General features: G+C 48.4%; 8 protein-coding genes. 6 read left to right on the forward strand and 2 right to left on the reverse strand.

Features of this window, described 5'->3' with window-relative positions:
- The first annotated feature begins 243 nt into the window (after positions 1–243).
- Positions 244–1,218, forward strand: a complete 975-nt coding sequence (locus tag A3849_RS03635; protein ID WP_074110208.1) for a glycosyl hydrolase — start codon at positions 244–246, stop codon at positions 1,216–1,218.
- Positions 1,219–1,302: 84 nt separating this feature from the next.
- Here the strand turns inward: A3849_RS03635 and A3849_RS03640 are convergent, their stop codons facing one another.
- Together A3849_RS03640 and A3849_RS03645 are read right to left on the reverse strand one after the other, a co-directional pair.
- The gene (locus tag A3849_RS03640) at positions 1,303–2,193 is read right to left on the reverse strand and encodes a diacylglycerol/lipid kinase family protein (protein WP_074110209.1); all 891 of its coding nucleotides are present in this window, start codon (positions 2,191–2,193) and stop codon (positions 1,303–1,305) included.
- Positions 2,194–2,276: 83 nt separating this feature from the next.
- Entirely contained in the window at positions 2,277–3,899 is a 1,623-nt protein-coding gene (locus A3849_RS03645) for a histidine kinase N-terminal 7TM domain-containing diguanylate cyclase (protein ID WP_256700645.1), read from the reverse strand.
- A gap of 312 nt (positions 3,900–4,211) precedes the next feature.
- Here A3849_RS03645 and A3849_RS03650 point away from each other — a divergent pair, with 312 nt between their 5' ends.
- The 5 genes from A3849_RS03650 (at position 4,212) to A3849_RS03690 (ending at position 13,864) form a co-directional block, all read left to right on the forward strand.
- Positions 4,212–6,653 (forward strand): hemoblobin-interacting domain-containing protein, encoded by a 2,442-nt coding sequence (locus tag A3849_RS03650; protein ID WP_074110211.1) that lies wholly within the window; start codon positions 4,212–4,214, stop codon positions 6,651–6,653.
- A gap of 22 nt (positions 6,654–6,675) precedes the next feature.
- Positions 6,676–8,439, forward strand: coding sequence for an S-layer homology domain-containing protein (locus tag A3849_RS03655; protein WP_143191727.1), 1,764 nt, complete (start codon positions 6,676–6,678; stop codon positions 8,437–8,439).
- A 167-nt stretch (positions 8,440–8,606) separates the two neighbouring features.
- Positions 8,607–10,736, forward strand: a complete 2,130-nt coding sequence (locus A3849_RS32010; protein WP_083613351.1) for an S-layer homology domain-containing protein — start codon at positions 8,607–8,609, stop codon at positions 10,734–10,736.
- Between the two features lie 153 nt (positions 10,737–10,889).
- Entirely contained in the window at positions 10,890–12,734 is a 1,845-nt protein-coding gene (locus A3849_RS03685) for a sensor histidine kinase (protein WP_083613352.1), read from the forward strand.
- Complete coding sequence (locus A3849_RS03690; RefSeq protein WP_074110214.1) at positions 12,731–13,864, forward strand: response regulator; 1,134 nt, start codon at positions 12,731–12,733, stop codon at positions 13,862–13,864. Before A3849_RS03685 ends, A3849_RS03690 begins: the two co-directional genes overlap by 4 nt.
- The last annotated feature ends 61 nt before the right edge of the window (positions 13,865–13,925 follow it).

The following is a 13,925-nucleotide window of genomic DNA, read 5'->3' on the forward strand; positions in this document are numbered from 1 at the left end:
CACCTTTCATTAAAATAGGACAACCCCGCTGCAAAAGCAGCGGGGTTGTCTCTAGCGTAGCCAGGGAAGCAGTGCCCTTTGGTTATATATTCCATACTATATCAGCCGGTGTCATTGCAGCAATAGCGGATCAGCCCATTTTATACATTGACCTGTAAACGGATACAGATTAAAATTATGGTGAATTTATAACAATGCAATAACAAAATAATAACAAATAAATAAAAGGAGAGATACACTACAATGGCAACGTTAAAGCATTATACCCCCTGCAATCCAAACGCCTCGGAAGAGGTCCGGAGCGTCTTGAAGTATCTTAGCGATATTTCCGGTAAGGGAATTCTTACGGGGCAGCATACCCAGACCACTGTGCAGAAGGAGCTGCGTTATATCGAAGAGGTGACCGGCAAGCTGCCTGCTCTTTGCGGATTTGAGCTGCTGGCGTATTCGCCTAATATCAATGTCGAGAAGACCACCCCAGAATGCATGCTGGAAGTGGAAGAGAACAAGAATACACTGGATAATGCATGGGATTGGGCACTGGGCCGCAGGGGGTTAGTTACATTTACGTGGCACTGGTTTTCACCTTTTGGCAGCTGGGCTAAGGGTTTTTATGCGGAGAACACCACCTTTGACGCCTCCAAGGCTGTCATAGAAGGAACGGAAGAATACGAAGCGCTGCTGTCGGACATGGATGTGATGGCGGGAATTCTGAAAGAATTTTGTGACAAGCAGATCCCTATCCTGTGGCGTCCGTTCCATGAATCCGAGGGTACGTGGTTCTGGTGGGGAGCCAAGGGACCTGAGGTTGCAGCGAAGCTGTACCGGATTATGTACGACAGATACACCAATCATCACCAGCTGAATAACCTGATCTGGGTGTGGAACTCGCCGCTCGTGGAGGGCTATCCGGGTGATGATGTAACCGACGTGATCTCCAGAGACCTGTACCCGCCGAAGCATGTCCACACAGATCTGCGTCCGGAATACGAGGAACTGGTTCAGATTACGCCGTCCCCCAAAATCACGTCACTCGGCGAAATAGGCGTGATTCCGAGTATGTCCCAGCTGTCTGAAACAAGAATTCCGTGGACATGGTATATGACCTGGTCTAATGAATACGGTGCATCTGAGGAATGGAATACACAAGAGGAGCTGCGCCGGGCCTACCACCATGAATACGCGATCACCCTGGACAAGCTGCCTAAGCTGTATTAAGAGGACAGTAATGGAGATAAGCGGGCCGGGAGGCCGGCTGAGCTCGTATCATGCGGCAGGGTCAGAACCGGGTAGTGGCCGTGTTCACCCCTCCTCCGGCACCACTACCTGAATATGGCGGGGGAGTACGCTCAGCCGGATCGGCAGAGCCGGGCCTTCTTCGCCGTCCACGTTGGTCCTCATGACATCTGCCGAGCTTACGGTTACTTCTCTTGCAGTGAAATAATCCACGTCCTTGTGGTTCTTGAGCGTGCCGAGCAATAAAGAGAGACTGACCGTAAGCGTGTTGAGGAAATGCAGATCCTTAATGATGTAGCAGTGGAGCAGTCCGTCATCAACAGTGGCATCCGGGGCCAGTTTCTCGAAACCCCCTACGGAATTGGTCAGTGCAGCAAGGAACAGTGGAGTTTCACCGACCCAAGTGTTTCCATCATGCCGTATAGTAAGCGGATGGGCGGCGTTGCCGGCCAGCTCTTTGATACCTTCTTTGAAATAGGCCAGAGCGCCGAATCTGGATTTGTCATGCGAAGATACGGAAGACAGGGATTCGGCCAGCGGCCCGGCAGCGACCACGTTGACGAACAGCCGGCCGTTTAGTCTGCCTGCGTCTACCCGCTGCACCCGGGAGGAGGCCAGTGTATGAATGGCTTCTTCCGGAGTCAGCGGAATCTGCAGCGCGCGGGCAAAGTCATTCACCGTCCCGAGGGGGATAACCCCCAGCTTCGGCTGGTGTGACTGGCCGGACAGGCCGTTGATTGTTTCATGAAGCGTTCCATCTCCTCCGATAGACACCACCAGATCGGCTTTGGCTTCACAAGCAGCAACGCAATATTCAGTGGCATCCCCTTCTTTTTGCGTCTCCTTAACCGTAACCTCATAACCCTGACTCCTCAGCAGCTCTTCGGTACTACTGACATAATCCGGGGCTTCCTCCTTGCCGGAAGAGGGGTTCACAATAATCATAGCCTGCGTCATACACGACTTCCTCTCTGTTTGCAGTTATGTGTTGTACTTACATTACCCCCAAAAGAAGCCGTTGAATGATAATTAGAGCAGTATCAGTATGCGATATGGACAATTCGGTTGCGTCCTTTATTTTTGGCCTGGTACAGCGCTTGGTCTACCTCTTCGAACAGGTTGTTGCCCGGAGAGAAGCTGCTGATGCTCAGGAGCCCCATGCTGACAGTAACCGACACAGGCTCGGCAACGTTTGCAATCCTAATCTGATTCATTTCAACCCGTGCTTTGACCCGCTCGGCTACACGCTGGGCTTCAGAATGAGCGATATCCGGCAAATACACCATAAATTCTTCCCCGCCATAACGCGCTAAAACGTCGGATGGACGGAGTTCCTCTTTCAATGCCTCCACCGTATGGCAGAGGACTTCATCGCCGGCTAAGTGTCCGTAAGTATCATTCACCGACTTGAAGAAATCGATATCCAGCAAAATAAGTGCAAAGGGGATATGCTCTTTCCTGTTTCGGCCCATTTCATCCTCCAGATGCTGCGTCAGATAATGGCGGTTATAGCAGCCGGTGAGGCTGTCTGTGAGGGCCATTTGCTGCAGCTGCCGGTTTTTCTCGAACAGCTCCTGTTGGATCTCAATTAATGAATGGTTGCGTTCCTGCAGGGCCATGTTCTGGTGATTGGTCTCATGAATCAGCTGTTTCAGCTCAGTCATGTCCTGAAACGTGATGATCCGTCCCACCTGTGATTCGCTGATAATAATAGGCGCAGACTGTATGTTTAGATAACGTTGGATACCCGAATGGAAAATTTCAATTTCGATACGCTCCAGCGGATGTTCGCAATACGTCTGAATGAACGTTTCGATGGCTGGCGACAGTTCCGAAAAAATAAAATGGATGCTAAACCGTTCGCCCCGCTTGAGATGCAGATGAGGATGCAGGGAACGGTTAATCTCAACCACGTTGTCATATTCATCAAGCACGAGAATCCCATGTCCAATCGTGTCCATTACATCCTGATGGGCTATGGTTACGATATCAAATACTTTGTCGCGGTTGATGGAAATCACAAAAAAAGTAGCCGATAATAAAATTCCCAGTGAGGTCAATCCCGGGATGACCGGCAGATACGGGTCCAGAACCACATTAAGCAGGATATCCAGCAGAATAAATAAGGTTATGGACAGAAGGCCTTTGAGTACCAGCATTACTTGCTTGCGCACACGCGGGGTCATGTCCTGGACCAGTGCGGCAGAGATTACATACAGTGAAGCAGTCACCTGGATAAAAACCACGGCAATGAAGAGCCAGAAAAGAGGGCCATAGGTTCTCTGAATATAACCGCCATTTACCGGCTGCACAAACCAGCTGTGGGGATTGATGATGATGCCGGCAGCGGTTAATATCACCGGAATCGACAGCGGCAGTATGATTTTGCGGTGCAGAAGCCGGGTTTGTCCGGTCAGCAGAATTGTGAAAAAGATCCAACCTGTGCTCAGCAGTGCCGAATCTACAAATGCAGCCTTGACATAAAATAACTGATAGGTAGGATGATCCGTTGTTTTAATGGCAAACTGGCAAAAGGGCCATATCATCATAGTGAAATGGAAGGCTAAATAAACTTTATGCAGCTTCGTGATGTTAACGGTAACGAAAATATAGACGAATAGTGCGAACAGAATGAAGAATAAAATGAGATCAATCCATACCACGAAACCCAATAAATTACACCTTCCTGCTATTATTAGTCATTATGAATGTTTTTTGGGTCTAAAGTCTTACATCTTGCCTCTAATATATAATCAGCATACTAAGAATACAACCACCTTGGAAGTGTCATAGGCTGAAAATGAAGGGGATTGGGGAAATCAGCAGCGCAGCCAGGAACAAAATAGCCGATAAAAGACTCTCGAAGACTAGAGGGTCTTTTTTGCTGAAGTTTGTCATTTTCGTGTCATTGGGGGCAGCTATACTGATTAATAATATCAATTTTAAATACTAAAATTTAGGAGTGAGGTATCCAAATGGTAGGAAGTACTACAAAAAGCAAGCTGAGATTCAAACAAAATGTATCCAAAATGTTGGCAATCGTGCTCACAGTCATGACCGTTGCAACGCTGTCACCCGGAAAGGGATACGCCATACAAGCCATCCCTCCGATAGATTCTGCAGCGGCGGCAGTTACCTCCGGCAATACAGCTGTAACCGTGACATTTAATACTTACGCTCTCCCAACCCGTAGCCTGGAAGATTTAATGTCGAATATTGAGATTGAACGTTCCGGCTCCACTGCGTTCACCCCACTCCATGCGGACAGCGCTACGAATGAAATCAGCATGAATGCTGACGGTGAACTTGTCATTACACTCGGTACTCCGCTTACTGGCTCATCCAATGCCATTAAGGTGGCAGGCGGCTCTATCATGAACAAGCAGGAGGTTCCATCGGCGGAAGATATTACGCTCACAGAAATTACTGCGCTGGATGTGGCCCCGCCTGCTTTTACCGGTGCTATCTCCAAGGCAGGAAATGCTGTGCGGCTGAACTTCGATGAAGACTTCACGATCAACGCCCCGGAAGGGTTGGACGATTCCGAGGTCAATGATTTTCTGGCCAGCCGGTTAAGTGTGGCGACAGATGGAGTTCATTTTGTGCCTGTTGCAGGACTGCAAGCATCTGTCTATAAGAACGGGTACGCACAAATATACTTGAACTATGATAATGATATGAAAGTCATTCTGGGCTCAGCTACAGTGATTCGAATCGCCGGCGGCACGCTCATGGATTCCGCAGGCAATCTCAATGCAGAGTTGAACCTCCATGTCAGCCCTCCCGTTGTTCAAGGAGCTCTCATCAGCAATAACAATCATGATGTCGTCCTCACGTTTGATGAGAATGTTCTGGATAACACGGACGGTAACCTTAGAAGCTATATTTATGTAGTGAAAGGCTCGAATACCAATAACAATTGGAAAGGGCTTGTCTCCCAGGATGAAGCCGCCATCGAATCGGGTAAGCTGCATCTTCATTTTGCAGAGGCACTGACAGGAACGGACAGCCAAATTGTGATTAACGGCGAAGCGATTAAAGATCAATACGGTAACGTACAGGGCGAACCCCAGCTCACCCCTTTAATTAAAGCGGGTGATGGAATTGACCCCAACCCGGCAGATACAACAGCGCCTAACTATTTGTATTCCTATGTATCCGCGGATAAGCAGGATGTCATCCTTACTTTTGATGAGGATGTAGTCAGTGCTAAGGCTGATGCGGCAAGCTTTCTGCAGAATGTGCAATGGTACAACAGCCAGAACTGGGTCTACAGTCTTCCCTCAGATATTTCTGTGAATTTTTCCGGACCTAAGGTAACACTTCATTTTCCGCACCCTCTCACGGGTTATCAGTATTACTTTCAGTTCTACCCAGATCACTTCCAGGACACAGCCGGCAATATAATCAAAGCACATGTGTCTACGAACTGGCTTTATCCGTCCCTTTCAGGACTATCCATGAATAACGGGTATTTCTCCAATGACGGTCGTTTTTTGAGCTTAGGGTTTAATTCTGATACTGATTTGGTTGATCAGACCCTGGTCGATGGAATATCCCATCTCAATGAGCAAATTACAATCTCTACAGATCATGGTGTTACTTATACAGCTTTGGACCCTCTGGATGTTGTCTATGTAGAAGGCCATCAGATCAATATCATCTTCCATAATGCACAGCAGGTCGGTTCTATAAAAGTGAAGGTGGCTGCAAATGTCTTGAGCAATGCTTACGACACTAGCCGAAATAGCGCAGTAGAAGCAGAGATTGCATACAATACGCCGGAAATAACAGGGTATTTCTTCAGCAATACTGCAAGCGAGTTTACTTTCACAGACAACGTCCTGTGGAGAGAACATGTTAGAGTGGTCCGGATTTATGATGAAAATATTGATGTATACAGACAATTGAACAGTTCGGAATATACGCTTAATGAGGGCAAGCTCACCTTCGCCAAGGAAGTCTTTCAACAAGGGCACTTCTACCGGGTATCCGTTGATGCTGAGGGGTTCAGCAGCAAATATTTTGACGGAAGAGCTTATAAATCCTCCGAAGTATTCTATACAACAGCTCCGGTAATAAGCAGCAGTAACGGAATTACGGCAAGCATGAATTTGTATAACAATGCCCATGACGAAGATGCGATTGGCAATCAGACAATCATCTTTGAACTGTTTGACGGAACAACACCTGTCAGCATCGTTGCCGCCAATCTTAAAGTGAATACGGGAACCTATTCCGCGAGCTTCAATGTAAGTGACGGTGCCGCCAATCCTAATTACACGGTTAAGGCTTTTGTAGTCAGTAAATACAGTAATGATATTACGAATCTGGGGCTAAACCTGGCTACGACAAAAACGCAGCTGGAGCTGGATAAGGCCATTCTTGAATCCAACAATAATAAAAATAATGACTAGCCTGGAAGCGGGGAATGTAAAAGTGAAGTTACGCAAGTTAAGCCTAATGCTGATTATTGCACTGTGTGTATCACTGGTGCCTGCAGCGGTATTCGCCGATAGTACAGCAGTTACGCTAAACCCGGTAGCCGCAGTGGACGTTGGCGGGAGTGTAATGATCTCCGGCACCTCCACGCTGGATGAAGTGATTATCCAGGTGTTGCGTCCAGCGAGCAGTACCGTATTCTATGACCTCGTCAAGGTCAGCGGGGGGCAGTTCTCCAGTACATTCACCTTGGCGAAGAGTGAGCCAGCCGGAATGTATAAGGTCATAGCTGGACAAGGCAGCCAGGTAGCTACAGCGGTCTTAGTAGTAAAAGCGGCAACTACTGGCGGAGGAACCGGCGGAGGAACTGGCGGAGGAACTGGCGGAGAAACAGGTGGAGGAACCGGAAGTGGCAGTGATAGTCCCGCTGTAGGTACAGCCACTGGAACAATTACCGCTCCAGGTGCACCAATTACACCACGCGGTTCGAATGCTGCCCCGGTCAAAGTGGATATCGGCAAAAACCTAGCTGTACCGGGGACCCCGGCAAATGGTGTGCCGATGATTGCTGTTACGCAGGACGCAGCCTCACTGTCTGATGCCCTGTCTGCCGCAGCCAAGCAGGACAATCATGGGGATGCTCCAATTGTGTATATAACCTACAATAATCCCTCTGGCGAGGGTGTACAATTCAATCTGTCCTCCTCCGTGTTGGCAGCGGCTGCCCTGAATGCGCCGGCTACAGTCATCTCTCTGCAAACCAACGATGGAGAGTATTCATTACCACTGAGTGTTTTGGATTTTGCGGCAATCGCCCAAAGCTTAGGGACTGCAGTTACGGGTGTAAGCATTCAGGTGAATATTTCACCTGTGACAGCAGACATTAATGCCAAGATTAAACTTCATGCACAGGACATTGCAGCATCGCAGTTAGGGAATGCCATGGACTTCTCCGTCAAGGGCTTCGGGAATGGTAAGACGATAGAGCTTAACCATTTTGGTTCCACATTTGTGGAGCGGAGTATTGTAGTCAAACCTTCGGTAAATAATGCAGGTGCAACGGTGGCCCTCTATGACGAATCAACCGGATCATTCTCATTTGTACCTGCGGTTTTTGACCAACAGACAGACGGATCTACTAAGATTACCTTTAAACGTAACGGTAATAGCGTATACACGGTGCTATCCTCTTCAAAAACATTTAGTGATATCGGCAAACACTGGGCGCAAGCGGACATTGAACTGCTGGCATCCAAGCTGGTTGTAAAGGGTGTATCTGATAACGGATTTGCTCCGAACAGTAATATTACAAGAGCGGAATTCGCAGCGTTATTAGTCCGTTCGCTAGGCTTATCGCTGGCTACAGGATCATCCGCCTTCACTGATGTGTCATCCAGTGACTGGTATAGCGGTGCCATTGGTGCAGCTGTTGCAGCCAAGCTGGTGGATGGATTCCAGGACAACAGCTTTAGACCTAACAACACCATTACCCGTGAGCAAATGGCTGTGATGATTTCGAGAGCGATCACGGTGGCGGGCAAAGCAGATGATGCGTCAGGAAAACAGGATATATTATTGGCCTCATTCAAGGATAAAGCTATGATCAGGAGCTGGGCTAAGGCTTCTGTGGCTCAAGCTGTGAATGCAAAGATTATTACAGGGATGACCACGGAGACGTTCGTTCCTGCTGCCAATGCCAGCCGTGCTCAAGCGGTGGTCATGTTGACCCGGTTAATGCAGTATACCGGTTTTATGAACTAAAGAAGTACAGGCCTTATAGAACAACAACAGCTGCCTCAAGATATTTTGAGGCAGCTGTTGTGTGTATATAAGCTCTTCGCCGAAGTTTGTCATTAGTTTGTCATTGAGATGCGTTATCATTCTATTAAATTTAATTATTGCAAACTTGAAAGGGTGAGGCCGACAATATGAAAAAAACTACAGTATTGAGACTATTTCTGGTTTCAGCCTTGACACTCGCTGTATTGAGCGGCTGTGTATTAAAAACAAGCTCGGTATATGTGAACTTCCCGGTTGATAAGCCGGATAGCTCAGAGCATTTGTTCTTCAGGTATGCAGATGGAAGCGTAGTCCAAGTTCCGGATGCCGGTGCGGCTTCTTCGGTAACAGCTCCTACGGATCCCGCAAAGACCATTGTGGGCGGGTATGTGAATGACAATACCATCAGCTGGGTTCCCAGTTATTCGTACAATGGCGGCTCTTATGTAACTGTGAGCAACATTAAGGCACATAAGCCTGATTATGCTGCAGATCATGTGGTGCTTGCTAAGCAGCCGGAGGCGAGTGTAGCTTATCCCGGATATATTAGTGTAACTTTTGCCGTGTACGGAGCGGATAACCAGCTGGTGAGCGGCCAGGCTGAAGTCTTTGCACATGCTGCTGATCCCAATACCGTGTTCTATAACACGGACCCTAGTGATAATAATTTCAGGACCAATGAGGCTCTTGAAGGATTCTCTTCGTATACAGACCAAGGTTTAGTCACCTTTCTGATTAAATCTCCCACTGTGCAGTTTTCATCGCCCATTTCGTTATATTCGGGTCCCAAATTAATTGCGGATAATATCTTTCACCTCACCACCGGAATCACAGTAAACGGAGCCGGAGGCGTAAGCTCTCTGAATACTGGTGATACCCTGGTGATGAATGCCGGGATAACACCGGTAGACGCAGCCAATCAAAGTGTAGTCTGGTCCGTAGTTTACGGAACCGGCTCAGCAACGATTGATGCGGTAAGCGGAGTGCTCACGGCAGGTGATCCGGGTACTGTAACCGTAAAAGCGGAAGCCACTGACGGAAGCTTAGTAATCGGCAGTACAGAATTAACTATAACGGCTGCTCCGACACCAACTGAAGCGCCGGTACCGACACCAACACCAACACCAACACCAACACCAACACCAACGCCAACTGAAGCACCAACAACGGCGCCCACTGAGTCGCCTGCCAAGATCCCGGTTGCTTCCATTTCGATCGCTGGAGATTCTTTGGTGAACTCGGGTGATTCCATTCAACTGGATATGGTTGTTGCTCCTGTAGAAGCCACCGATCGGACCGCTGTCTGGTCTGTTGTCTATGGAACGGGAACAGGTACGATCAGTGAAAACGGACTGTTAACGGGCGCCTCCCCAGGTACCCTTACTGTAAAAGCTACCGCTAACGACGGTTCCGGGGTATACGGGCAAATAGAGGTTACGGTCATAGCATCCAGTGAGAGCAGCCTGCCAACAGCAACTGCTGGACCGACTATAGTACCAACCACAACGCCGGCGCCAACGGAGCCAGCACAAGCGGCAGTTCCAGCTTCGACACCGGCACCAACGTCTACACCAGCACCAACACCAGCACCAACACCAGCACCGACACCGACGCCGGAAGTGCAGCCGGCAGCCCGCTTCGCTGACAATGTAGTAAATATTAAAGATGTAGTATTGAGCTTGAGCAAGAAGATCGAAAAGGCGAATGTTAATCCGCCTGCGGTGAGATTCACCGACATTTCCTCCCACTTTGCGGAGCCGACGGTAGAAACGTTCGTTAAGCTGGGGATGGTTCAGGGCTATCCGGATGGAAGCTTTCACCCGAATGCAAGCATCACCCGTGCGGAGTTTGCAAGCCTTATTTCCAAAGTGTTTGATCTCACCGGTACCGGCAGCGCAAGCAAATTAAGTGATATTTCCGGCCACTGGGCAGAGGCTTCGATTCGTACTCTGCAGGAAAAAGGCTTGGTCTCGGGCTATCCAAACGGCACATTTAAGCCAAACGGTGAAATCACCCGTTCCGAGATGATCTCAATCATCTCTAAGATCATAGACTTTAACAACGCAGCCCCAGTGGCAACGGCAGACTTCTCGGATATTGATACAACATGGAATAAGGATCAGATTCAAAAAACTGCGGCAGCCGGGATTATCAGCGGCACCGGAAATGGAGAATTCCTGCCGGAGAAGCAGGCATCCCGAGCCGAAGCCATCACCATTGTGCTGCGCGTTTTGCAGATCAACCCGGAGATTAAGGCTCTACTGGACACCTTAAAGTAAGCCTGGCACCAACATGTTGCAGCCACCGGACCGGTGATGCTAACCCAAAAAAGCCCGTTTCACCTGAATTGGTGAAAAAGGGCTTTTTTTGTCGAAAAATTTGAATATTAAGTTCTCTATAAGAAGTCGATCTGTTAACATAAGAGGCATAGAATGCATGGGTTCTTCCAGAATAGAGGTCATTCATTGATGGGCTACAATCTGTATTTATCTGCGCTGCTGATGGCAGCTACCTGCTGTTCACTGATATTGACATATCTTTGCTGGAAGAGAAAGAGTCTTCCGATCGCTATTAGCTATGGTCTCGGCATGCTGACCGGCTCATTGTACAGTTTTGGCTATGCGTTTGAAATTGCCAGCACTTCTTTGGAGCATATCCGTTTTTGGCTACGGATTGAGTATATCGGCATCCCCTTTGGCACAGTCCTCTGGTTTATTATGGTCCTGCAATATACAGGACGGCAATCCTGGGTGAGCCGAAGGAATGTAACGCTGCTGATGATTGTACCGGTAATAACCTTTATCGCCCATTATACTAATGAATGGCATCATTTGTTCTATAAGAGTATGACACTCAATGCTGCGGAAGGATTTATGCTGGTTACTCTGGTGAAAGGCCCCTTATATAAGCTTCATGTCGTGTATTCGTACAGTTTCTTCGCTGTCGGAATGATATTCCTGGTGCAAATGTACCTTAAGGCCCTTCCCCGGATGAAGACGCCGGTGGCATTGATGATTATAGGGTCCTGGGGACCCTACGGTTTTACATTGGTGTATCTTACCGGAGTGTTTCACTTGCCTATTGATATATCCCCTTTCGGTTTTTTGTTCTCGGGGATTTTTTTCTTATGGGGGATTTATCAGTTCAATATGCTGCGGCTCGCCCCCTTGGCTCTCCAACAGGTGTTCCGATCGATGCAGGAGGCCGTTATTGTTTTTGATCTCGATCATGTACTGATTAGCTACAACCGTTCGGCTAGTGAGAGAGTTCAGGGATTGAACAACAAGAGTATAGGAAGAACAGCCTCAGAGATATTCGCCGGCTCTTCTGTATTGCTTGGGCAGATTCTGCAAGAGCCTTCCTCGTTAGATAAGCTTCAGCTTCCAAGCCAGACGGGTGACAAATTCTACAATGTACAGCTGTCCTATGTCTGGAACAACAGCAGTAAGCCTATAGGCAAGATGCTCCTCTTAAGTGATATAACTGAAAATGTACTCACGCAGGAGAGGCTTATGGATAATGCCAGACAGCTCGGTGAGCTGAATACGTTCAAAGACAGAATGTTCAGCGTGATTGCCCATGATATCCGTGATCCCATAGCGGTGCTCGTTAACTTGATGGAAATACTGGAGGAAGAAATGCAAGGCAGCCGAGAGAACCGGGAAGAAGTCGTTCGTGAAATGGGCCATCAGATCCACAATACCTTTGCTTTGGTAGATAGTTTGCTGGACTTTTTTCGTACCCAGGCCGGAGGCCTTGTATTCCATCCGCTGGAGAGGGACGTATCCTATGCCGTTGAGCAGAATTTACGCCTGATGTCCGTGCGAAGCGGACGTAAGCATATTGAAATCATTTCCGAAATTCCGGAGGGAACCTATGTGTATGCCGACAAAGAAATGCTGGAGCTGATTATCCGCAATCTTTTGACCAATGCGATTAAATTCACGGCTGATGGGGGATTTATCTTTTTGAAGGCAGAGCGGAAAGATCAGCATCTCGTCATTTCTGTGAGGGATACCGGTGAAGGCATCGCGCCTGAACAAGCCGGTACGTTGCTGCAGGATCAATATCCGGTTTCTTTGCTGGGTACAGACGGAGAGCGGGGGATGGGTCTTGGTTTATCGTTATGCAGGGAATTTGTCCGCCTGAACGGAGGAGAGATTTGGTTTGACAGCACACCGCTTCAGGGGAGCACCTTCTTTTTCTCGCTCCCGCTCCCGCCAGCGGACGCAGTGGTTCCGGCAGGCAGCTGGGTGGAAGGCGGTATGAAGCAATGAAAGCGATCCTTATTGATGATGAGAAGGCCATGCACTTAATCATGAAACGGATGCTGGCCAAAATTGATGATATTGAAATTGTGGGTACGTTTGCGGAGACGGCAGAGGCTTACACCTATTTGTCCAGCCATGAGGTCGACCTGATCTTCGTTGATATCAGCATGCCCCGGGAAAATGGTCTGGAGTTTGCCCGGCGGCTGCTGGAGAGCGGCAGAGGTACGAAGATCGTCTTCATTACCTCCCATAAGGAATTTGCACTGCCAGCCTTTGAAGTGTACGCCTTCGATTACATTGTTAAACCCGTGGTACAAGAGAGACTTCTCCTCACAGTGCAAAGGGCGATTGCGCAGATTCGTCTGGAGCGTGCCACGGGAAAGGACCCGGAGCCCATTCCCCATGAGGTGCAGATCAGCTGCTTAGGCGGGATTGAAATTCATGGTGCCCATGGAATGAAGACGAAATGGAAGTCAAAGAAGAGTGCTGAGGTGTTCGGATATCTGCTGGTACATAAAGGGAGACTTGTCTCCAGAGCACGGTTAATCGAGGATATCTATGGCGGGATGCCGGATAAAAATGCGGAAATCTATTTGAACACAACGGTATATCAATTGAGGAAGCTGCTAGACACCTATGGACTGAAAAAGAGTCTGCATTCAGACAGCATGCATTACGGGCTGAGTCTTATCGGAGTGCAGGTTGATGTGCTGAACTTCGAAGAGGGCTGCCGGAGGATGTCTGTGATAGATCAGACGAACATTGAAGAAGCGCTCGAGCTTGAAAGGCTGTACAGAGGCGATCTATTTGGCGATCAGGTCTATGCCTGGGCCTGGAATGAGATTGAACGGCTGTCATTCATGTATACCTCGTTTACCCGGAGACTGTGCGTTGCCTTGCTGGACCGGGAAGAGACCAATACAGCCATGCGGCTGCTGCTGAAGCTGCTGAAACGCAATGAACTCGACGAAGAATCCCAAATGCTGCTTATGAAAACATTGGCCATGCAGAAAAATAAAGAAGCGCTCAACCGGCAATACCTGCATTTTGCTGACATTTTGCAAAGTGAAATCGGAATTACCCCCTCCATAGAGTTCAAGTCCTTTTATGCGCAACTGCTTGCGGATATGGACTGAATTGACCTTCAGCCAATAGTACGTTAACAATTCAGTGCTATGATGAAATGACATGCCATAA

Source organism: Paenibacillus sp. P46E, assembly GCF_001909095.1.
GTDB classification, from domain to species: domain Bacteria; phylum Bacillota; class Bacilli; order Paenibacillales; family Paenibacillaceae; genus Paenibacillus_AQ; species Paenibacillus_AQ helianthi.

Excerpts from the sequence above, each read along its gene's own strand:
- A3849_RS03685 (WP_083613352.1), top strand. The coding sequence starts at position 10,890 with ATGCATGGGTTCTTCCAGAATAGAGGTCATTCATTGATGGGCTACAAT.
- A3849_RS03650 (WP_074110211.1), top strand. The coding sequence starts at position 4,212 with ATGGTAGGAAGTACTACAAAAAGCAAGCTGAGATTCAAACAAAATGTA.
- A3849_RS03635 (WP_074110208.1), top strand. The coding sequence starts at position 244 with ATGGCAACGTTAAAGCATTATACCCCCTGCAATCCAAACGCCTCGGAA.
- A3849_RS32010 (WP_083613351.1), top strand. The coding sequence starts at position 8,607 with ATGAAAAAAACTACAGTATTGAGACTATTTCTGGTTTCAGCCTTGACA.
- A3849_RS03640 (WP_074110209.1), bottom strand. The coding sequence starts at position 2,193 with ATGACGCAGGCTATGATTATTGTGAACCCCTCTTCCGGCAAGGAGGAA.
- A3849_RS03690 (WP_074110214.1), top strand. The coding sequence starts at position 12,731 with ATGAAAGCGATCCTTATTGATGATGAGAAGGCCATGCACTTAATCATG.